Annotated in this window: 21 protein-coding genes and 1 pseudogene; 14 read left to right on the forward strand and 8 right to left on the reverse strand. The window is 68.7% G+C overall.

The features are described from left to right. Window positions 1-350 (reverse strand): annotated as a pseudogene (locus GOPIP_RS15175) (RNA degradosome polyphosphate kinase); the annotation flags it as partial. Between the two features lie 38 nt (window positions 351-388). Beyond that, a complete protein-coding gene (cofC, locus tag GOPIP_RS15180) occupies window positions 389-1,159 on the reverse strand; it encodes a 2-phospho-L-lactate guanylyltransferase (RefSeq protein WP_035728139.1) in 771 nt (256 codons plus the stop codon). Between the two features lie 129 nt (window positions 1,160-1,288). Between cofC and GOPIP_RS15185 the strand changes: the two genes are divergently transcribed. Beyond that, window positions 1,289-2,296, forward strand: a complete 1,008-nt coding sequence (locus tag GOPIP_RS15185) for an NAD(P)H-dependent glycerol-3-phosphate dehydrogenase (protein ID WP_035728156.1) — start codon at window positions 1,289-1,291, stop codon at window positions 2,294-2,296. Window positions 2,297-2,315: 19 nt separating this feature from the next. On the opposite strand, the gene GOPIP_RS15190 is transcribed toward GOPIP_RS15185, so the two are convergent. Further along, window positions 2,316-2,924 carry a DUF3515 domain-containing protein gene (locus GOPIP_RS15190; protein ID WP_006370589.1) on the reverse strand — a complete coding sequence of 203 codons (609 nt, stop codon included), beginning with the start codon at window positions 2,922-2,924 and terminating at the stop codon, window positions 2,316-2,318. Between the two features lie 57 nt (window positions 2,925-2,981). Further along, window positions 2,982-3,227 (reverse strand): Lrp/AsnC ligand binding domain-containing protein, encoded by a 246-nt coding sequence (locus GOPIP_RS15195; RefSeq protein WP_014360508.1) that lies wholly within the window; start codon window positions 3,225-3,227, stop codon window positions 2,982-2,984. Window positions 3,228-3,387: 160 nt separating this feature from the next. Here GOPIP_RS15195 and GOPIP_RS15200 point away from each other — a divergent pair, with 160 nt between their 5' ends. The 3 genes from GOPIP_RS15200 (at window position 3,388) to GOPIP_RS15210 (ending at window position 5,806) form a co-directional block, all read left to right on the forward strand. Further along, window positions 3,388-4,491 (forward strand): thiamine-phosphate kinase, encoded by a 1,104-nt coding sequence (locus GOPIP_RS15200; protein ID WP_035728141.1) that lies wholly within the window; start codon window positions 3,388-3,390, stop codon window positions 4,489-4,491. A gap of 110 nt (window positions 4,492-4,601) precedes the next feature. After that, the gene (locus GOPIP_RS15205) at window positions 4,602-5,123 is read left to right on the forward strand and encodes a gamma carbonic anhydrase family protein (RefSeq protein WP_006370592.1); all 522 of its coding nucleotides are present in this window, start codon (window positions 4,602-4,604) and stop codon (window positions 5,121-5,123) included. A 2-nt stretch (window positions 5,124-5,125) separates the two neighbouring features. Then, window positions 5,126-5,806 carry a uracil-DNA glycosylase gene (locus GOPIP_RS15210; RefSeq protein ID WP_006370593.1) on the forward strand — a complete coding sequence of 227 codons (681 nt, stop codon included), beginning with the start codon at window positions 5,126-5,128 and terminating at the stop codon, window positions 5,804-5,806. A gap of 213 nt (window positions 5,807-6,019) precedes the next feature. Here GOPIP_RS15210 and bluB read toward each other — a convergent pair whose 3' ends face one another. The 3 genes from bluB to rpmB form a co-directional block, all read right to left on the reverse strand. Continuing rightward, complete coding sequence (gene bluB / locus GOPIP_RS15215; protein WP_006370594.1) at window positions 6,020-6,676, reverse strand: 5,6-dimethylbenzimidazole synthase; 657 nt, start codon at window positions 6,674-6,676, stop codon at window positions 6,020-6,022. Further along, entirely contained in the window at window positions 6,657-7,469 is an 813-nt protein-coding gene (locus GOPIP_RS15220; RefSeq protein WP_006370595.1) for an enoyl-CoA hydratase/isomerase family protein, read from the reverse strand. The genes bluB and GOPIP_RS15220 overlap by 20 nt, the downstream gene beginning before the upstream one ends. 110 nt (window positions 7,470-7,579) lie before the next feature. Next, window positions 7,580-7,771, reverse strand: a complete 192-nt coding sequence (gene rpmB / locus GOPIP_RS15225) for a 50S ribosomal protein L28 (protein WP_006370596.1) — start codon at window positions 7,769-7,771, stop codon at window positions 7,580-7,582. Window positions 7,772-8,192: 421 nt separating this feature from the next. Here rpmB and fakA point away from each other — a divergent pair, with 421 nt between their 5' ends. The 3 genes from fakA to GOPIP_RS15240 all read left to right on the forward strand — a co-directional run bounded on the left by fakA (window position 8,193) and on the right by GOPIP_RS15240 (window position 12,953). Then, on the forward strand, window positions 8,193-9,824 hold the full coding sequence (gene fakA / locus GOPIP_RS15230) for a DAK2 domain-containing protein (RefSeq protein WP_006370597.1): 1,632 nt from the start codon (window positions 8,193-8,195) through the stop codon (window positions 9,822-9,824). 74 nt (window positions 9,825-9,898) lie between these two features. Further along, a complete protein-coding gene (recG, locus tag GOPIP_RS15235; protein ID WP_210739540.1) occupies window positions 9,899-12,223 on the forward strand; it encodes an ATP-dependent DNA helicase RecG in 2,325 nt (774 codons plus the stop codon). A 64-nt stretch (window positions 12,224-12,287) separates the two neighbouring features. After that, window positions 12,288-12,953 carry an HNH endonuclease family protein gene (locus tag GOPIP_RS15240; protein ID WP_006370599.1) on the forward strand — a complete coding sequence of 222 codons (666 nt, stop codon included), beginning with the start codon at window positions 12,288-12,290 and terminating at the stop codon, window positions 12,951-12,953. A 45-nt stretch (window positions 12,954-12,998) separates the two neighbouring features. Here GOPIP_RS15240 and GOPIP_RS15245 read toward each other — a convergent pair whose 3' ends face one another. After that, on the reverse strand, window positions 12,999-13,670 hold the full coding sequence (locus tag GOPIP_RS15245; RefSeq protein ID WP_014360501.1) for a fasciclin domain-containing protein: 672 nt from the start codon (window positions 13,668-13,670) through the stop codon (window positions 12,999-13,001). A 247-nt stretch (window positions 13,671-13,917) separates the two neighbouring features. Between GOPIP_RS15245 and GOPIP_RS15250 the strand changes: the two genes are divergently transcribed. From GOPIP_RS15250 to GOPIP_RS15280, 7 genes are all read left to right on the forward strand, one after another. Continuing rightward, a complete protein-coding gene (locus GOPIP_RS15250; protein ID WP_035728146.1) occupies window positions 13,918-15,513 on the forward strand; it encodes a molybdopterin-dependent oxidoreductase in 1,596 nt (531 codons plus the stop codon). A gap of 153 nt (window positions 15,514-15,666) precedes the next feature. Further along, a complete protein-coding gene (locus GOPIP_RS15255; protein WP_006370603.1) occupies window positions 15,667-16,938 on the forward strand; it encodes a glutamate-5-semialdehyde dehydrogenase in 1,272 nt (423 codons plus the stop codon). 11 nt (window positions 16,939-16,949) lie between these two features. Further along, window positions 16,950-17,870: an AAA family ATPase gene (locus GOPIP_RS15260; RefSeq protein WP_006370604.1), complete on the forward strand. Its 921-nt coding sequence runs from the start codon at window positions 16,950-16,952 to the stop codon at window positions 17,868-17,870. Next, the gene (locus tag GOPIP_RS15265; protein ID WP_006370605.1) at window positions 17,870-19,297 is read left to right on the forward strand and encodes a vWA domain-containing protein; all 1,428 of its coding nucleotides are present in this window, start codon (window positions 17,870-17,872) and stop codon (window positions 19,295-19,297) included. The genes GOPIP_RS15260 and GOPIP_RS15265 overlap by 1 nt, the downstream gene beginning before the upstream one ends. Window positions 19,298-19,358: 61 nt before the next feature. Next, window positions 19,359-20,096, forward strand: coding sequence for a nicotinate-nucleotide adenylyltransferase (gene nadD, locus GOPIP_RS15270; protein WP_006370606.1), 738 nt, complete (start codon window positions 19,359-19,361; stop codon window positions 20,094-20,096). Between the two features lie 61 nt (window positions 20,097-20,157). Then, the gene (gene rsfS / locus GOPIP_RS15275; protein WP_006370607.1) at window positions 20,158-20,529 is read left to right on the forward strand and encodes a ribosome silencing factor; all 372 of its coding nucleotides are present in this window, start codon (window positions 20,158-20,160) and stop codon (window positions 20,527-20,529) included. After that, entirely contained in the window at window positions 20,526-21,239 is a 714-nt protein-coding gene (locus GOPIP_RS15280; protein ID WP_006370608.1) for a histidine phosphatase family protein, read from the forward strand. Before rsfS ends, GOPIP_RS15280 begins: the two co-directional genes overlap by 4 nt. Window positions 21,240-21,241: the final 2 nt, after the last annotated feature.

The raw sequence follows: 21,241 nt of genomic DNA on the forward strand, positions 1-21,241 counted from the left end.
TGGGTGCGCCCGGCGATGCGCAGCAACTGCTCGCGGGGGGAGAGGCCGTCCGCGGACCGCACCGACAAACCGGTCTCGTCGCGGCGTTTGAGCCCGGCGACCCGCACCATGAAGAACTCGTCGAGATTCGAGGCGAAGATCGCGAGGAACTTCGCGCGCTCGAGCAACGGCAGCGACGTGTCCTCGGCGAGTGCGAGCACACGCGAATTGAAGTCGAGCCAACTGAGTTCGCGATTCAGATAGCGGTCCTCTGGCAGATCGGCCGATTCGTCTGGTGCCAGGGTGGCCGCCGGCGGGGCGCCGGGGATCGCGGTGAGTGGCTGGGTCGAGGTGTCGTCTGCGGGGCTCACCGCTCAATCATGACGCATCGGTCCGGCGAGCCGCAGCCTCACCGCCCGGCCCGGGTCCACCACGACGCCCGACGTCGCGTCATCGGTCCGTCGAGACCGAGAACAGCTCGCGTGTGCGCTCCCACTCCCAGAGCGACCGCGGCCTCGAGGTCGGCAGCGGTGTCGACATCGGTGCGCAGATCCGGCCAGCGCCGGTGCGCCGGATCGATCTCGAGTGCTCCGTCGGCGCGATGCGCGGCGGCCGAACCGATTCCGAAGCGCGGCAGTCGAACATCGTCGGCGGGACGCAGGAGAAGCGCGGTCCCGTCGCCGCCGGCGTCGGTGACCAATGCGTACGGGATCTCGGCGCATTCGTCGAGTACGGTGCGGATGCTGGCGGCGTCTGCGGCCGGGAGATCGGCCTGCACCATCAGCACGCCTCGGATGTCGCGCCGGTGGGCGCGTATCCACTCCGCCCCCTGCGCGTAGGCATGATTCAGTGACGAGTCCGGGCGTGCGACCTCCGGCAAGGCCAGGGCCCCGGCGGCGGCGACCGCACGCAGAACGTCGTCGTCGGGGCTGACCACGACGATCGGGCCCAGTCCCGCCGACCGCACCGCCGCCAGGGTGTCGAGCAGCATCGAGAGCACCAGCTCGCCGTGCTCACCGATCCGTGTCACCGGCGATGCCGGGGCTGCTGGTCCGGGTGCCGTGCTCGGTGGGTTGCGGGACGCGGCGAGACGGGTCTTGGCGGCACGGAGGTGTTTGACGACCAGAACGGCGGCCACCGCCGGCGTCTGCACGTGATCGTTGCTGTTCTCGCCTCCCACGCTCCCATGATGGACGACGCGGCGCAGTCGGCGCCGACCGCGTGCCCACCGGACACCCCAATCACGGTGGATGGGCATCGGCCGCGGGCTAGGGTGAAGGCCACAATCGATCGGTGAAGGGGAGTGGACGTGCGCGCGGTGGTCATGGGTGCCGGGTCGTGGGGGACCGCGACGGCGAAGGTTCTGGTCGACGCGGGAACCGACACCGTGTTGTGGGCCCGCCGGCCCGAGCTCGCCGAGACGATCAACGCCGAGCACACCAACCCCGACTATCTCACCGGCATCGCCCTGCCCGAGCAACTCCGTGCCTCCAGTGACCTCGAGGAGGTATTGCCCGAGGCCGACATCGTCGTGTGCGCGGTGCCGTCGCAGTCGTTGCGCGACAACCTGACCGCGTGGAGGCCGCATCTCGGCTCGGACGCGACGCTGGTGTCGCTGGCCAAGGGGATCGAGACGCATTCGTTGATGCGGATGAGCGAGGTGATCGCCGAGGTCGGCGAGGTGTCAGAGGATCGGATCGCGGTACTGACCGGGCCCAACCTCGCGCGGGAGATCGCCGAGGGACAGCCGGCGGCAACGGTGATAGCCTGCCGCGATGAGCAACGCGCAGAAGCGTTGCAGAGCGCCTTCAACACCGGTTACTTCCGTCCGTACACCAACACCGACGTCGTCGGTTGTGAGATCGGTGGCGCGGTGAAGAACGTGATCGCCCTGGCATGTGGGATGGCCAGCGGTGTCGGATTCGGACAGAACACCCTGGCAACCATCATCACCCGAGGCCTGGCCGAGACGATCCGGCTCGGTGTCGCCGTCGGCGCGCACATCGAGACCCTCGCCGGTCTGGCCGGCATCGGTGATCTGGTGGCGACGTGCTCATCTCCGTTGTCGCGCAACCGAACCTTCGGTGCGCGACTCGGCGAGGGGGCGACAATGGAACAGGCGCAGGCCGCCACCAACGGGCAGGTCGCCGAAGGCGTGAAGTCGTGTACGTCGGTGCGTGCGCTCGCCGAACGTCACGAGGTGTCGATGCCGCTGACCGATGCAGTCCACGGAGTGTGCCATTCCGGGATGTCGGTCGCCGACGCGGTCGCGTCGTTGCTCGGCCGTACCACCAAGCCCGAGGTCTACCGGGACTGATCCGGGTACGGCTCGCCGATCACCCGAAATCCAAAGGCCCGGTGGGTAATACGCGACCGATCGCGGCCGAGACGTCGGTGATCGAGGAGTTTCCGCCACTGACCGGAACCCACAGCGCCACATAGGGTCGGTGATCGACACACACATAGGCCTGCCCACGGTTCTCGATCGTGTCGGTGATGAACCACTGCACACCGTTGACCGTCTGCAGTCGGCTCGACGGGGCGAGTTCGCTCGGTCGGTCCACACCACAGCGCACGGTCACCGGGTCGCCGCCGTCGGAACCCTTCCACGTTGCGGTGTCACCGTCGACCTGTTTGGTGCCGAACCCCTCGAACGACTCCGGTAGCGCGGCCATCAGCGTCGCGCACCGGCCGGCATCGGCGGACGTGGCCGCCGTGTACGAATCGACCGGGGTCTGCTGCTGATCCGACGACTTGAGTGCCGCATAGGTGATGAATCCGACGATGACCATGATCGGGATGGTGACGAGCGTGGCGATCAGCGCCGGGCTCAATCGCGGCCCCGAGCCGCCCTCGTATCGAGCGTGATCGGGCTCGCCGGTGGTCGTCTCGGTGGGCTCGGATTTGTCGCGCCCATCGCCGGCGGAGTCTTCGGGGCTACTCACACGCCTCACCCTAACCGTGCCGGGACCTGCACCCCGCGCTGCCCGTGCCGAGTCGTCTCAGTGCGCGGTGGTCACCACCGGGCAGGTGAGGGTTCGGGTGATGCCGTCGACCTTCTGGATCTGCGGGACCACATCGTTGCGCAGATGCGCGGCGTCGGCGGCGTCCACCCGGACGATCACGTCGTACGGTCCGCTGACCTCTTCGGACGAGGCGACCCCCGAGATCTCTGCGATGGTCGCTGCGGCCAGAGCCGCACGTCCGACCTCGGTCTGGATCAGTATGTAAGCCTGAACCACGGCCATCCTCTCCACATCTGCCACGTCGCGGGAATCGGGCTGATGACCCCGCAGGCGGTGCCGCGGCGACCGGGCTCACAACGCCCGAACCACTACACTGCTGGGACACATTGTCGCTGACAACCCCGTGGGTGGCGAGTCGGCACCGCGAGGGAGGGGAGTCGAGGTGGGCACCGAGCCCCTCGGTGGTCGGCCCGATCACGGTGTTGACCACGGCCGGCACGACGTCGGCCGGCACGAGGTCGACAGGTCGGCGGGCGACAGGTCGGCGGTAGACAGGTCTGGGACGCTCGGCGAGGTGGGGGAGCGAGCGATCATCGCGATGTTCACCTCAGCGGTTGCGCACCGGCCCGAATCGTCGTCCGGCAGCGACATCGTGATCGGGTCCGGTGACGACGCGGCGGTCTTCGACGTCGGGCCGACCGTCATCAGTACCGACACCGCGGTGCAGGACCGCCACTTTCGGCTCGAATGGTCCGGTGCCGCACAGATCGGTGCGCGTACCGTCGTGCAGAGTGCCGCCGACATCGCCGCGATGGGCGGCCGGACGACCGGAGTGGTTGTGGCGCTGGCCTGTCCGCCGCAGACCACGGTCGGTTGGCTGGCCGATCTGAACACCGGCATCGTCGATGCCGCGCACCGCCTCGGGGCGCGGGTGCTCGGCGGTGATCTCGTGGCCGCCGACGAGATCGTGGTGAGCATCACCTCGGTCGGCGCCCTCGACGGTCTCGCGCCGGTGACATTGTCCGGGGCGCGTGCCGGCGATCTGCTGGCGGTCAGTGGTCCGCTGGGATCGGCGGCGGCCGGGTTCGCGGTGGTCTCCCGATCCGGTGTCGCGCCGATGGCGCGGTGGCAGCGCGACGCCGATCCGCGTGCGACGGTGGTCTCGGCGTTCCTGTTGCCGGCGCCGGATCTCTCCCAGGGTGTCCTCGCCGCACGCGCGGGGGCCCACGCCATGACCGACATCTCCGACGGCCTGGTCGAAGAACTCCGCACGATGGCCGCCTCCTCCGGGGTGTCGCTGGCCGTCACCGGAGATGCGGTGCCCAGATGCGCGGAGGTCGACCAGGTCGCCGCCCTGCTGGGTGCCGACGCACGGACCTGGGCGCTGACCGGTGGGGAGGACCACGAACTGTTGGCGTCGTTCGCGCCCGGCGCGGTACCGCCCGGGTGGACCGAGATCGGCGAGGTGCGACCGGGACCGGCCCGCGTCACCATCGACGGCGCCGACATCGCCGGGCTCAGCGGGTGGCGCGCATTCGATCGGTGAGGCACCCGGCGGTCGGTGCTCGACGGTCGGTGCTCGACGGTCGGTGCTCGCCACGGGCATTTGCGGGGTGGCGGACCGCGACGAGTCCCGGCGGTGATTAGATCACCACCATGGCGATCTATGCGCTCGACGACCGAGAACCGGAACTGGGGGAGGACGTCTACGTTCATCCCGATGCGACCGTCATCGGCGCGGTGACACTGGCCGACGGCGTCTCGGTGTGGCCCGGCGCAGTGCTGCGCGGTGACTACGGCACGATCACCATCGGTCGGCGCACCAACATCCAGGACGGCACCGTCATCCATTGCACGCCGATCCATCCGACCGTCATCGGTGCGGGCTGCGTCGTCGGCCACAATGCCCACATCGAGGGCTCGACCATCGGTGACGATGTGCTGATCGCGTCGGGGTCGGTGGTGCTCAATGGCTCCACGGTCGGAGCGGGTGCGATCGTCGGTGCCGGCGCGGTGGTCCCCTTCGATGCCGAGGTGCCCGCACACCGGATGGTGCTCGGCATCCCCGCGAAGTTGCGTGAGGGATACGAGGTGCCGCCCGGACATCTCGAGATGAACGTCGAGATGTATTTCCAGAACGCCCAGCACTACCGGACATCGCTACGGAGGCTCGACTGATCATGGCGCCCAAGCCACTTGCCGAACTCCTCGATCCCGGTTGGGCACACGCACTGGAACCGGTGGCCGACGTCATCACCGAGATGGGGCAGTTCCTGCGTGCCGAGAACGAGTCCGGGCGCGGTTACCTGCCCGCCGGACAGAATGTGTTGCGCGCCTTCACCAGTCCTTTCGACGATGTTCGGGTACTCATCGTCGGTCAGGACCCCTATCCCACACCGGGGCACGCGGTGGGTCTGAGTTTCTCGGTGGCGCCGGAGGTTTCGCCGATTCCGCGGTCGCTGGCCAACATCTACACCGAGTACTGCGAGGACCTCGGCTATCCGCGCCCGGCCAACGGTGACCTGACACCGTGGGCCCGCAATGGTGTCCTGCTGCTCAACCGCGTGCTGACCGTGACGCCCGGAGAACCGGCCTCACACCGCGGAAAGGGTTGGGAGAAGGTCACCGAATGTGCCATCAAGGCGCTCGTCGACCGGGACGAACCGCTGGTGGCCATTCTGTGGGGGCGTGATGCCGCGGGCCTGCAGCAGTGGATGCCCGACGTGCCGGCCATCGTCTCGGCGCACCCCTCACCGTTATCGGCGAGTCGCGGGTTCTTCGGGTCACGGCCCTTCAGTCGCGCCAATGCCGAACTCGAGGATCTCGGCGGCGAGCCGGTCGACTGGCGCTTGCCGTCCTGAGCGTCTGAATCCCTGAGCCCCCGCGCCTGAGACCTCACCGACGGCGCCCTTCATTTCGCCGACGGCGCCCGATATTTCGCCGACGGCGCCTGCCGGGGTGCCGATGGCGCCCGCTGCCGTCGGTGCCGAGCGCGGTCGGCGTCGGGGAGAGCGCTGTCGGCGGAAATCCGAGCGCTGTCGGCGGGGTCGAGGCTGTTGCCCGACGCCGGCAACTCAGCGGGAGAAGCGCCGCGCACCCGGATCGGTACGTTCCTGCCAGCCGACTCGCTCGAGTTCGGGGACGTCCGTGGTGGTTTCGGGGTATCCCAGGCACAGGTAGGCGGTGAGCGACCAGGTGTCGGGCACCTCGAGAGTGCGGTGCGCCGCCGCGGCGTCGAGGATCGAGACCCATCCGAGGCCGACGCCGTGTGACCGCGCGGCGAGCCACAGCGCGGTGACGGCCGCCACCGTCGAATAGTCGAGCGTCTCCGGCATGGTCGCTCGCCCGAGACCGTGCCCTTGGGGCAGTTCATGATCGGTGAACACCGCGAGGTGGACCGGGGCGTCGTCGAGCCCGGCGAGCTTGAGCCCGGAGTAGAGCCGGGCACGTTCGCCGTCGTAGCCGTCGAGGGCGTCGGCGTTGCACCGCGCGAAGTTCTCCCGGATCTGTCCACGACACCGCGGTGATCGCACCTCGACCCATCGCCACGGCTGCGAGTTGCCCACCGACGGAGACAATTCGGCGCGATGCAGAATCGTGTCCAACAGGTCCGCATCGATCGGGTCGGTGCGAAACCGGCGTACATCACGCCGCAGGGCGAACAATCGATCGAGCTCGTCGCGGAAGTCCGGGCCGAACTCGGCTGCGATGTCAGTTGTCGCGTGCGGCAACGAAATCCGGGCTTCGCTTGGCGATGAAGGCGTCGACTCCCTCGATCCCCTCGGGCTCACCACTGCGCTCGGAGATCGACCGGGCCTCGGCGAGAAGGTGTTCCGGCAGTGACGTGGTCGCCGACGCGGTGAGCAGGTGTCGGGCCGCCGAGAGCGCAGCGCGCGAACCGGAGGCGAGGGTCTGCGCCACCGCTTCGGCCTCGGTGACGATCGCGTCGTCGTCGACGACCCGGGACAGGATGCCGATCGAGAGCGCCTCCTCGGCGCGGATCACGCGGTTGGTGAGGATGATCTCGCGAGCACGGGCCGCGCCAACCGCCCTCGGCAGGGTCCAGGACATGCCGCCGTCGGGGGTCAGACCGATTCCGCCGTAGGCGGGTCGCAGAGCCGTCGAGGTTCCGCCGATCGCGATGTCGGCGTGGAGCACGATGCTCATGCCGGCACCGGCGGCCCAGCCCTTCACGGCCGCGACGACCGGGCGGTCGGCGCCGGCGAGTGCGAGTACGAAGGCATGGAAGTTGTCGGCGACCTCGCGGAGGTAGGCCGGACGGTCCGACGCGTCGGCGAAGGCGCGGACGTTGCCGCCGGCACAGAAATTGGCGCCGGGACCGGTGAGGAGGATCGCACCGACCTCGCGCTCGCCGCGGGAGATCTCGTTGAGTGCCGCGGTGGCCTCGCGCAGTGCGGTGTCGTCGAGGGGGTTACCGGCCGAGGGGCTCGACACGGCGATGGTCAGGATGGCGCCGTCCTGGGTCACGGGAGAGCGGCCTGCGGCGTCAAGGGTGGCAGTCATGACCGTCACCTTAGCCGGGACACGAAAAAGACCCGACCCCGGCCCGAGCGTTCGCTCGGTGGGTCGGGTCTGCTCGCCGACGGTCGCAGGTCGTACGACCCGAGGGTCGGTCAGACCAGGGAGGTCTTGCCGGCCTTCAGGCAGGAGGTGCAGACGTTCTTGCGCTTCCGGTTACCCGGGGCGACCTCGACGCGGACCGACTGAATATTCGGATTCCACCGGCGGTTGGTGCGGCGGTGCGAGTGCGAAACGGACTTGCCGAAGCCCGGACCCTTGCCGCAGACGTCACAGACGGCAGCCATAACGAACTCCTCGGGGGTGAGTGGTGTGTGGTTCTCGGTCAGCCCGCCGTCACAAGCTCCGAACGGGCGCGACGACAGCGCGCGCCGTATACCGGAGCCACGTTGGCGGCAAGGCAACCGTGCAAGGATAGCGGGCCCGGCGGCCGCCGACCAAATCCGTGCCGAACCCCATGTCGGCGATCCGGGGAAGTCCCCAGCCCTGCGGAGTCCGATCCGACACCGTCGGTCCTCGCGAGTAACCTCGACCACAGTTGTCGGCGACGCCGGCAGCGGCGGTGATTCGGTGCTCTCGCGGGTCGAGGAAGCGCGTTGTCGGTGGGAGGTGGTCGTGGCGGCATTCGATGGTGGCATGACCGATGGTGTGGGCAGCGAGGGGGCTGCGACACACGGGGGTACGACACACGGGGGTACGACACAGACGATGAGCCCGGCGCTGCTGCGTGACTGGGCTGCGGCGAGCGCCGACGGGCTCGAGGCGGCGCGCGGAGAGATCAACGACCTCAACGTGTTCCCGATCCCCGATTCCGACACCGGCAGCAACATGGCCTACACGATGCGCGCCGCCGCCGATGCCGCCGCGGCACTGCCCCACGATGCCGACATCGCCGCGGTGGCCCGCACACTCGCCGACGCCGCGGTGGCCGCCGCGCGGGGCAATTCCGGGATCATCCTCTCGCAGGTTCTCGTCGGGGTGGCCGACGCCGTCGAGGTCGCGGCCCCCGGGGAGTTGTCGCTGTCCTATCTCGCGAGCGCAGGCCTGCGTCTGGCCGGGCTCGCCGCCCGCCGCGCGGTCAGTGAGCCGCGCGAGGGCACGGTCCTGACCGTCATCTCCGTGGCGGCGACGACCGCGGCCGCCCATGCCGACGACCTGCCGGGCGATCTGGTGCGTGCCGTGGCCGACCGCGCCGCCGAAGCCCTCGACCGGACCACCGATCAACTGCCCGAGCTCGCCTCTGCCGGTGTGGTCGATGCAGGTGCGCGCGGCTTCCTGGTGTTGCTCGATTCGCTGGTCGCGGTGATCACCGGGGTATCGGCGCGGCGTCGGCGCTACCGGGGTTCGCTGATGGGCGGCGGACGACCGGGCCATCCCGATGATGCGACGTGCTCGGGGTCCTCGGAGATGGATTTCGAGGTGATGTACCTGCTCGACGGCGCCGCGGGCGAACACATCGGTGCCCTGCGCGACGAACTCGACCGGATCGGCGACGCCGTCGTCATCGTCGGCGACAGCTCCAGCGGCGACGGCGAGCGGTTCTCGGTGCACGTCCACACGTGCGAACCGGGCAAGGCGGTACAGGCAGGGCTGGCCGCAGGGCAGATGTCGGACATCCGGATCAGCTGTTTCGCCCTCGACGCCATCCGGTCGCAGGTCGACTCGGCCGAACCGCCGCCCCGATACAAGCGGGCCATCGTCGCCGTGGTCAAGGGGCAGGGAGCCGCCGCCCTGTTCGCCGACGCGGGCGCCGCGGTGGTGCGCGCCGACGACGGGGTGAGCACCGACGCGCTGGCGCAGGCGATCCGCGACACCGACGCCGCGCACGTCATCGTCATGGCCAACGGCGCGATGACCAGCCAGGATCTCGTGTCCGTCGCCGCCGACGTCCGATCACAGCAGCGGTCGGTGGTGTCGTTGCCGACCCTGTCGATGGCCCAGTGCCTGGCCGCGCTGGCCGTACACGACCCGGGGGAGTCCGCCGACGCCGACGCCTACGCGATGGCCGAGGCGGCCGCCGGCGCCCGATGGGGATCCCTGCGCCGCGCCGAGGGCCGCATGATGACCCTGGCCGGCACCTGCGAGGTCGGCGACATCCTCGGACTCATCGGTTCGGACGTGCTGGTGATCGCCCCGGATCAGACCGAGGCCGCGACCGCACTTCTCGACCTCATGTTGGCCACAGGTGGCGAGATGGTGACGGTGCTCGCCGGTTCCGAGGTCGACGATGCCGCGCTGGACGCGCTGGCCGAACATGTGCGGCGCAACTATGCGGGCATCGAGTTGAGCGTGTACGCCACCGGTCAGGGCGACGACCTGATCCAGGTCGGGATCGAGTAGTGGCGGCCAGGCGCACCTCGACCGGTCGGTCCGGACGTACCCCGGCGGCGGACGACGCCGTCACGGTTCCGTCGATGACCCCCGGGACGGTCACGCTGTCCGGCGAATTGGCCGGTGTCCTCGGCCCGAAGACGGCCGCGGGTCTGGCGACCATCGGGATCTCGACCGTCGGCGAACTGCTCCGGTATCCGCCGCGCCGCTACGTGCGGCGTGGCCAGCCATCGGCGTCGGAGGAACTCGAGGAGGGCGAATGGGTCACCATCGTCGGGCGGGTCACCAAGGCGAACATGACGTCCATGAAGTCGCGCCCGGGAAAGATCCTCCGGCTGTCGGTCATGGACGAGAAACGAACCTTCGAGGTGAGTTTCTTCAATCCCTACAGCGTCGCGCGCGTGCTCACCACCGGGCGGAAAGTGATGCTGGCCGGCACGGTGAAGTTCTTCCGGAGTCAGCCGCAGCTGACCCATCCGCAGTGGCTGGTGCTGCCCGAAACCGGTGAGGACCTGGAGAAGGTCGTCGGCAGCCCGATGATGATGGAGATGTACGAGATCGAGCGCGCCGCAAGCGAATCCGATCCCTCGGCACCCAATCCGCTGCTCGCACTCTTCGATCGGTCGATCATCCCGATGTATCCGGCGACGAGTACCTGCCAGTCGTGGGAGATCTGGAGCGCCGCGCGTCGTGTCCTCGACCTCGTCGGGCCCCTGCCCGATGCCCTCGACGACGCGCAGCGTCGGGAACGGTCCCTCATCCGCATCGACAACGCGGTCCGCTCGGTCCACCTCCCGGAGTCCGACGGCGAGATCGGTCCCGCGCGTGAACGTATGAAATTCGATGAGGCACTGGCGATCCAGCTGGTCCTCGCGCAGCGGCGACTCGCCGGGCGCACCGACACCGCACCGGTCTGCCCGCACGTACCGGGCGGCCTCGAAGACCAACTGCTCGCCCGGCTGCCGTTCACTCTGACGACCGGACAGCAGGCCGTCGCCGAGGAGATCGGTACCGACCTCGGTCGCGACGAGCCGATGAGCCGGCTCCTGCAGGGCGAAGTCGGCTCGGGCAAGACATTGGTGGCGTTGCTCGCGATGCTGCGCATCGTCGACAACGGCCACCAGTGCGCACTGCTGGCGCCCACCGAAGTGCTTGCCGCGCAGCACTATCGAACGATCTCGACGATGCTGGGTGACCTGGCCTCGGCCGGCCGGCTCGGCGCCGCCGACGGTGCCACCCAGCTCGCCCTGGTGACCGGATCGATGAAGACCAAGGACAAACGCGAGACCCTCCTCGACGTCGTCACCGGGCAGGCCGGCATCGTGATCGGCACCCATGCCCTGCTCGAGGAGAACGTCAGCTTCTTCGATCTGGGCATGTTCGTCGTCGACGAGCAACACCGGTTCGGTGTCGAGCAGCGCGACACCCTCCGCGGACGTGGCCGCGACGGCATCGCACCGCACGTGTTGGTCATGACGGCAACGCCGATCCCGCGCACCGTTGCGATGACCGCATTCGGTGATCTCGACACCTCGGTGCTGACCGAACTGCCCGCCGGTCGCCAGCCGATCACCACCAACGTCGTGCCCATGGGTAAGCAACGGTGGGTCGATCGGGCCTGGGAGCGCGTCGACGAGGAGGTTGCCGCGCACCGTCAGGTCTACGTGGTGTGCTCACGCATCGGGGACGATCCCGACTCGCCGGCGCCGAAGAAGGCAGCGCCGAAAAAAGCGACAGTGCGCAAGGGCCGCACGCCCGCACGAGGTGCCGACGCCGATGGTGACGGGCCCGAGGAGGAAACCGTCGCGGTGATCGACCAGTTCCACGAACTGCTCGCGGGACCGCTCGGCAAACACCGGATCGCGATGTTGCACGGGCGCATGCCGGCAGACGAGAAGGCCGAGACGATGGATGCGTTCGGCCGCGGCGAGATCGACATCCTGGTGTCGACGACGGTCATCGAGGTCGGTGTCGACGTGAAGAATGCGACGACGATGGTGATCGTCGACGCCGACCGGTTCGGCGTCAGTCAGCTCCATCAGTTGCGCGGACGTGTGGGCCGCGGCGGACTACCCGGCTTGTGTCTGTTGATGACCAGGGTGTCACCGGGTTCGAAGTCGATGGAACGACTCGAGGCGGTCGCTGCGTCCAATGATGGATTCGAGCTCGCCCAGATCGATCTCCAACAGCGAAGGGAGGGTGATGTCCTCGGTTCGCTGCAGTCCGGCGGCAAGACGTCACTGCACTTCCTGTCGCTGCTCGACGACGCCGAGATCATCGCCGACGCGCGGGATCTCGCGCAGGACATCGTCGCTGCGGACCGGACACTGGCCGACCACCCTACGATGGGTGCTCTGGTGGACGCGATCCTGGTACCGGACAAGATCGCATACCTGGAGAAGTCGTAGCGGCCGAGCCGGTCTCGGTCGGCTCGTCGCGCCCGCAGGGATCACCTGGCCGCGGCGGCGGTGGGTGTTGCTTCTGGCGGTGGTGGCCACGGCAGTGACCGTCGCGGTGACCGTCCATCTCGACGGACCGGCGCCCGATGCGGCCCTGCACGCCGATGCCCGCCGCGCGCTGCAGTCGCTGAGCCGGATGACTGTGGTACCTCACCGACCCGATCGTGACGACTATCAACGGTCGGCGTTCGGTGTGGCATGGACCGACGCGGTCTCGGTCACCGGCGGACACAACGGTTGCGACACCCGAAACGACATCCTGATGCGTGATCTGTCGGATGTCACCGTCGGGTCGGTACGCAGTTGCCTGACGGCCGTGCTGACCGGCGAGTTCCGTAGCCCGTACACCGGTGCGACCGTCGTCTTTCGCCGGGACCGGTCCGCGATCGGCGTGCAGATCGATCACATTGTGCCGCTGTCACTGTCGTGGGATCTGGGTGCATGGTCGTGGCCGGCGCAGCGTCGCGTCGAGTTCGCCAATGACCCCGCCAATCTGGTTGCGGTCGATGCCGCATCGAATCAGGCCAAGAGTGACGGAGAGCCGGCCGTGTGGATGCCGCCGCTGCGTGCGTTCCACTGCCGGTATTCAATTCAGTTCGTCGCGGTCGCCGACACCTACCGGCTGGCCGTCGATGCGGCCAGCCGGCAGGTGCTCACCGACGTACTCGATTCCTGTTGAGGACCGATCCTGTTGGGAGTCAGTGGTTTCGATGCCGAAGCGGCGTCAGCTCGGGGGCATCAGCACCGAATCGACAAGGTAGACCGTCGCATTGGCGGTCTTGATGCCACCGCAGACGACCGAGGTGTTGTCGTTGACCTTGATGTCGTTGCCGGACCCGGTGACCGTCACCGTGCCACCTTCCAGCGACTTGTGCTGGCCGTCGATGTCGGCGGGCGGAATCTGGCCGGACACAACGTGATAGGTGAGGATCTTGGTCAGCATCGCCGAGTCGGTCTTGAGCTGATCGACGGTCGCGGCGGGGAGCTTGGCGAAGGCGGCGTCGGTCGGCGCGAAGACGGTGTACTGCCCGTTGTTCAGCGTGTCCACCAGGTTGACCTGTGGATTGAGCTTGCCGGAGATGGCCTGCGTCAGTGTCTTGAGTTCGGGGTTGGCTGCCGCTGCGGTAGCCACCGGTGCCATGGCCATCCCGTTCACCGAGGCCGGACCACTGGGGTTGGCCTGTGCGTATGCGGCGCAACCGCTTCCGACGAGATCCGCCGCCGGGGCGGCGCTTTCGCTCATGCTGGTCATGCCGCTCATCCCGGACATGCTGCTCGTCGCGGTCGACGTCGACGAGCCGGAGTCGTCACTACTGGAACATCCGGTCACCAGGCCGGCTGCGAGTACGAAACCCGATGCGGCCAGGGTGATTCGGGTTGCTGCGGTGGTTCGCATGTTCTTCCTCACTGTGGACGGAATGAGCCTGCCCGAGTGGGCGTGCTCACACAGTCATTCGCTTCCCCCGGCGCCACGGATGGGTCGCGCACCGAGAAAACTTTCCGGCGCGTCCCGCGGTGCGTGCGGCGCGGAGGCGTTGGAGATCCGTTGAGGCACGGACCCATCCGCTGGGTGACACCGTGCGAACCCTTGACGAGGCAGCCGGCTGATCGGTCGGCATGTCACCACGGCGAGAGGTCGATCAATGCGTCGAACCGCAGGACGATACCTACGGGCGATGACGGTGGGGGTGCTGTCGGTGGGGGTGGGTCTTGTCGCCGGAGAACTCATCGCGGCCCTGGCCGTCGCGCCCGCATCGCCGGTGGGTGTGGTCGGTGCGCAACTGATCGACCACACGCCGTCGGCGATCCGTGAGTGGGCCATCACCACCTTCGGCACCTCCGACAAGACCGCGTTGCTGAGCGGAATCTCGGTGGCCGTCGTCGTCCTCGCTGCGATCGCCGGAGTCCTGCAGGTCATCAGACCCCCGATGGGTGCGGCGGTGATCGGCGCCTTCGGTGTCGTGGGTGCCGTCTGTGCGGTGACCCGACCGACCGGCACCGCGCTCTACGCGGTGCCGTCGCTGTGCGCAGGCGTGATCGGCATTGTCGTGCTCGTCGTCCTGTGTCGGCGTGCCATCGGTACCCGTGGCCAGCCCGAGCACACCGAACCTGGGCAGCCCGGACCCGAACACCCGGACCCCGACGACGCCCGACCTGTCGCCACCGTCGGGTGGTCGCGCCGTCGCTTCGTCGCGGTCTCCGGTGGGGTCGCCGTCCTGATCGCGGTATCCGGCTATGCCGCCCGCCGGATCGCCGCGACCGGGGGCGCCGTCGCCGAACGCATGGGACTTCGCCTGCCCGCGGTTCGTGAGGCCGCACCGCCCATCGCTGCCTCGATGAACCTGCAAGTCCCCGGTGCCACCCCGTTCCTGACGTCCGCGGCCGACTTCTACCGCATCGACACCGCACTAGCGGTTCCGCAACTCACCACCCGGCAGTGGCGATTGCGCATCCACGGCATGGTGGCCCGTGAACTCACCCTCGACTGGGAGGATCTGATGGCGATGCCCGCGCGGGAACGCGTGGTGACGCTGACATGCGTGTCCAACGAGGTGGGCGGCGACCTCGCGGGCAACGCCCGATGGCTCGGCTACCCGATGGCCGAGATCCTCGCCCGGGTCGGTGCCGAGGCCGACGCGGACATGTTGTTGTCGACGAGCGTCGACGGGTGGACCTCGGGTACGCCGTTGTCGGCGATCACCGATGGCCGCGACGCGATGCTGGTGATCGGGATGAACGGGGCGCCCCTACCGCTCGAGCACGGCTACCCGGTACGCCAGGTGATCCCCGGACTGTACGGCTTCGTCTCGGCCTGCAAATGGGTGATCGACTGGGAGATCACGCGATTCGACCGAGCGCAGTCGTATTGGACCAAGCGTGGTTGGGGCGAGAAGGCGCCGATCAAGACGGCGTCGCGCATCGATCGGCCCGCGCCCTTCGCCTCGCTGCCGGTGGGGCCCGTGGTGGTCGCGGGAACCGCCTGGGCCCAACATCGCGGCGTGCGTTCGGTGCAGGTCCGTGTCGACGACGGGCCGTGGCAGGAGGCGACACTCGCACCGGAGTACTCCATCGACACCTGGCGGCAATGGACCTGGACCTGGGACGCGCAACCGGGCCAGCACACGCTCTACTGCCGGGCCACCGACGCCACCGGTGCCACCCAGCCCGACACACGCGTGCCACCCATTCCCGACGGCGCGACGGGCTGGCACAGCCGGGTGATGACCGTGCAGCGCTGAGGCATCGTCGGCGGGTGGGCCCGACGTGGGGAGCCGTCGGTGGCCGCACGTACTCTGGTGGTCGGCCTCTGCTGGTCGTCATAGCCGACCAGGAGGCGTGCCGACCAGGAGACATCACCGAACACGCACCGCCGCACAGCACCGGGAGAATCCATGAGCGCACCCGCCGTCAGCCCCACCGACAGCGGTGTCGAGCAGACCGTCACCGATCTGGCCACGGCCGCCAAGAGCGCATCCCGCGCTCTGGGCCGGCTGACCACCGCCGCCAAGAACGAGGTGCTCATCGCAGCCGCCGAGCAGATCGAGGCCGCGACCGAGTCGATCATCGCCGCCAACGCCGAGGATCTCGCCCGCGCCGAGGAATCGGGGATCGAGGGCAGCCTGCTCGACCGGCTGAGGCTGACACCCGAGCGGGTGGCCGGAATCGCCGCAGGTCTGCGCCAGGTCGCCGCACTGCCCGATCCGATCGGGGAGGTCGTCGCGGGCAAGACACTGCCCAATGGACTGCGACTGCGTCAGGAACGTGTCCCGCTCGGGGTGGTCGGCATCGTCTACGAGGCGCGGCCCAACGTCACCGTCGATGCCTTCGGAATCGCCTTCAAATCCGGCAACGCCGTGCTGTTGCGCGGCTCGTCGTCGGCGGCGGCGTCGAACGCCGAATTGGTGCGGGTCCTGCGGGACACCCTGCGCGCCAACGGCGTCACCGCGGATGCGGTCGCATTGCTGCCCAGTGAGGACCGGGCCAGCGTGACGGCCCTCATCCGGGCGCGGGGACTGGTCGACGTGGTCATCCCGCGCGGCGGAGCCGGGCTGATCAACGCCGTCGTCGCCAACGCCACCGTGCCGACCATCGAGACCGGCACCGGCAACTGCCACGTCTACGTGCACGCGCTCGCCGACGTCGACGTCGCCACCCGCATCGTCCTCAACGCCAAGACGCGGCGGCCCAGCGTGTGCAACGCCGCCGAGACGGTGCTCATCGACAAGGCGATCGCCGCCGAGGCGATGCCCAAGATCAGCCAGGCCCTCCGGTCGCAGGGAGTCGTCATCCACGGCGACGAGGCCGACATGGAACCCGCCAGTGACGCCGACTGGGCCGACGAGTACCTCTCACTCGACATCGCGATGAAGATCGTCGACGATCTCGACGCCGCCGTCGCCCACATCGACACCTACGGCACCGGACACACCGAGGCCATCATCACCACCGATCTGGCCGCGGCCCAGGAGTTCACCGACCGGGTCGACGCCGCCGCGGTGATGGTCAACGCCTCCACCGCATTCACCGACGGTGAGCAGTTCGGATTCGGTGCCGAGCTCGGCATCTCGACGCAGAAACTGCACGCGCGCGGTCCGATGGGTCTGCCCGAACTGACCTCCACCAAGTGGGTCGTCTGGGGCGACGGCCACATCCGCCAGGCGTGAGAGGAGTCCCTGTGAGCACAACACCCACCGACACCAACTCGACGGTGCACCCGTCCTTCACCGATGTTCCCGACGTGGCCGCCCGTCTGCGCGGCACCGGCTATCTCCCCGACGACGCCACCGCGACCGCCACCTTCCTGGCCGACCGGCTCGGCAAACCGCTTCTCGTCGAGGGTCCCGCCGGGGTCGGCAAGACCGAGCTGGCCCGGGCCATCGCCGCCGCCACCGACGCCGAACTCGTGCGGCTGCAGTGCTACGAAGGCATCGACGAGGCGCGGGCGCTCTACGAGTGGAACCACGCCAAGCAGATCCTGCACATCCAGGCGACCGGAACCCGGGACTGGGCGGAGGCCAAGACCGACATCTTCTCCGAGGAGTTCCTGCTGCCGCGGCCGCTGTTGACCGCGATCTCGCGGCCCGGTGCCACGGTGCTGCTCATCGACGAGATCGACAAGGCCGACGTCGACATGGAGGGTCTGCTGCTGGAGGTGCTCAGCGACTTCGCCGTCACCATCCCCGAGATGGGCACCGTCGTCGCCGCCCGTCGCCCGATCGTGCTGTTGACCTCCAACGCCACCCGCGAACTGTCCGAGGCGCTCAAGCGGCGGTGCCTCTACCTGTACATCGATTTCCCGGACGCCAAGCGGGAGAAGGACATCCTCGCCTCCCGGGTGCCCGCGCTCACCGAGTCGCTGGCCGCCGAACTCGTCCGGGTGGTCGGCGTCCTGCGCACCCTCGACATCCGCAAGAAGCCGTCGGTGGCCGAGACCATCGATTGGGCGAACACCCTGCTCGCCCTCGGCGCCGGGGAACCCACCTCCGTGTCGTCGGGACGTGGGCTCGACAACGGACTGATCGCGCGCACCCTCGGCGTCGTGCTCAAACATCGGCCGGATCTCACCACAGCCATCAAAGAACTCAAACTCGGCTGATGTCGGCCGTGCCGGAAACCGCGCCGCTCGTCGCACACCTCACCGACTTCGTCGACGAGTTGCGCCGACGCGGAGTGGTGGTCGGGCCGTCGAACCTGATCGACGCCGCACGTGCCGTCGAGGTCCTCGACCTGCTCGACCGCAGCAGTCTGCGGGAGGGACTCGCGGCGACACTGCTCGACGACCACCTGCACCGGCCGGCCTTCGATCGGCTCTTCGACCTGTGGTTCCCGGCCGCACCCGGAGCGCGCACCAGCACCGAGGAACTGCCGCGCACCGCCGACGGTGAGGTGGACATCGCCGCCACCCGCGACGCGCTGGCCACCCTGCTGGCCGACCCCGACTCGGAGTCCGACGGCCGTCTCGACGCGATGGTCGCCGAGATCGTCGAAATGCTCGGGCGGTACGAATCCGCCCGCGGCGAGGCGTATTCGGCGTATCAGGCGCTGTCCTCGATCGACCCGCAGACCCTGATCGCCCGGATCGCGGCGGCGATGGCCGGCGGGTCGCCGTCGGATCTCGATCTGGGTACCGAACCGATGTTCCGCCGCGCCGCCGGTGATCGGGCCGCAGCGGTCCGTGCGGCGATCGAACGCGAAACCCAACGTCGGATGTCGGCGCGCAACGGCCGCGAACGCGTCGGCGAGTACGCGGTGCCCAACCTGCCGGAGAACATCAACTTCCTCACCGCGGGCGCCAGGGAACAGGCCGAACTGCGCCGCACCATCGACCCGCTGGCCCGATTGTTGGCCTCGCGGTTGGAGATCCGCCGCCGACGCGCCCACCGCGGGCCGGTCGACGTGCGGACCACGCTGCGCGCATCGATGTCGACCGGCGGGGTGCCCATCGAACTCCGCCACCGCAAACCCCGACCCGGACGGCCCGAACTGATCGTCATCTGTGACGTCTCCGGCTCGGTCGCCGGGTTCTCCCAATTCACCCTCAACCTCGTCTACGCACTGCGCCAGCAGTTCTCGAAGGTCCGGGTGTTCGCGTTCATCGACACCGTCGACGAGGTGACCGATCTGTTCGACCCGCGCAACGACGCCGACGCCGGCTTCGGCGGTGACGCCCGGGCGGCGATGCACCGGATGATCTCGACCGCCCGGCTCATCACCCGCGACGGGCACTCCGACTACGGCAACATGTTGCGCGGCTTCGTCGACGAGTACGCCGAGACGCTCACCCACCGCGGCGCACTGCTGATCCTCGGCGACGCCCGGACCAACTTCGGCTTCCCCCGCACCGAACTGCTCGCCCAACTCGTCGAACGCGCGCGCCACGCCTACTGGCTCAACCCCGAGGCCGGCGCCGAATGGGGTACCGGTGACTCCGCCGCCGACGACTATGCGGAGGTCATCGACATGTTCGAGTGCCGCAACGCCCGTCAGCTCGCCACCGTCATCGCCGACCTGCTACCGGTGTGACGATGCGCCCGCCCGCCGTCGCGACCGGCTCGCCGGGTCCCACCGCGTAGACTCACCCTTCATGTCCACCGACCGCCCGCAGGCGCGCCGCCGCATCGGCGTGATGGGTGGCACGTTCGACCCGATCCACAACGGTCACCTGGTGGCGGCCAGTGAGGTCGCACACCGGTTCTCGCTACACGAGGTCATCTTCGTACCCACCGGCCGGCCCTGGCAGAAACTCGGCGAGGACGAAGGATCGGGGACCGACGGCGTTGATGAGCTCCACAGTGTCGATCAGCGCCGCAAGAACGACCAGCGCAGCAAAGAGGTCTCACCCGCCGAGGACCGCTATCTGATGACGGTGATCGCGACCGCATCCAACCCGCGCTTCTCGGTGAGCCGCGTCGACATCGACCGCGAGGGAAACACCTACACCGTCGACACGTTGCGTGATCTGCACGCGATCCTGCCCGACGCCGAACTGTTCTTCATCACCGGTGCCGACGCGCTCGAATCGATCCTGTCCTGGCAGAACTGGGAAGAGCTGTTCGAGCTGGCCAACTTCATCGGCGTCAGCCGGCCCGGTTACGAACTCAATGCGAGTCACCTCGCCCAGCATCTGCAGGATCTGCCGCCGGAAACACTGCAGATGCTCGAGATCCCGGCCCTGGCGATCTCCTCGACCGAATGCCGGGCGCGCGCCGCGCAGGGACGTCCGGTCTGGTACCTCGTTCCCGACGGCGTCGTGCAGTACATCGCCAAGCGCCGGCTCTATCGACCGCTGCGCAACAACTCCGCCCGGGTGTCGGCGCCGTGACCGACCCCGCCGATCGACATCCCGCCCCGCTCGGGGTGGCCGCCGTAATGAAAGGACTTGTGTGACTGCATCAGCCGAGGCATTGGCGATGGCGCGGGTGGCTGCGCTGGCGGCCGAGGACAAACTCGGTCACGACGTCGCCGTCATCGACGTCTCCGAACAATTGGTGATCACCGACCTGTTCGTCATCGCATCCGCCGACAACGAGCGTCAGGTCAATGCGATCACCGACGAGGTCGAGGACAAGATGCGCGAGGCCGGATACAAGCCGGTGCGCCGAGAAGGTACTCGCGAAGGCCGTTGGGCGCTCCTGGATTACATCGACATCGTGATCCACATCCAGCATGCCGACGAGCGCGCCTTCTATGCGCTGGAGAGCTTGTGGAAGGACTGCCCGACCGTCGACGTCACCAGCGATCAGGAGTCCGAGTGAGCGGCGGTCCCGACAGCGGCGACACCTCCGTCGAACGCCTCACGCCGATCGTGCGCCGGTTGATCCTGTTGCGGCACGGACAGACCGGCTACAACGCGACCAGCCGGATGCAGGGACAGCTCGATACCGATCTCTCCGAACTCGGTGTGCAACAGGCGAAGTCGGCTGCAGCAGCGCTGGCGGACAAGAATCCCATGGTGATCCGGTCGTCGGATCTGCGTCGCGCCCGCGACACCGCGGAGGCGTTGGCGTTGGCGACCGGACTGTCGGTCGAGACCGATGAGCGGCTGCGCGAAACACACCTGGGGCAGTGGCAGGGCTTGACCCATCTGGAGGTCGACGCGCAGGCACCCGGTGCCCGGGTGATCTGGCGCGACGACGCCACCTGGGCGCCGCCGGGTGGCGAGAGCCGCACCGACGTCGCCGCTCGGGCGGTGCCGGTCGTCACCGAACTCGTTGCCACACTGGAGGACTGGGGGACGGGCGCATCACCGGAGTCGCCGGTGGTGTTGGTCGCGCACGGCGGGGTCATCGCCGCGATGACCGCCGCCCTGCTGGATCTGCCGGTGGCGCGGTGGCCGATTCTCGGTGGCCTGGCCAACACCAGCTGGGTGCAGTTGTCCGGGCATGCGGCTCCCGGTGAGAATCCGCGATGGCGCCTGGACGTGTGGAACGCCTCGGCCGAGGTGGCCGACGCGGCAATCCAGTGAGG

Source organism: Gordonia polyisoprenivorans NBRC 16320 = JCM 10675 (assembly GCF_000241325.1).
Classification (GTDB): domain Bacteria; phylum Actinomycetota; class Actinomycetes; order Mycobacteriales; family Mycobacteriaceae; genus Gordonia; species Gordonia polyisoprenivorans.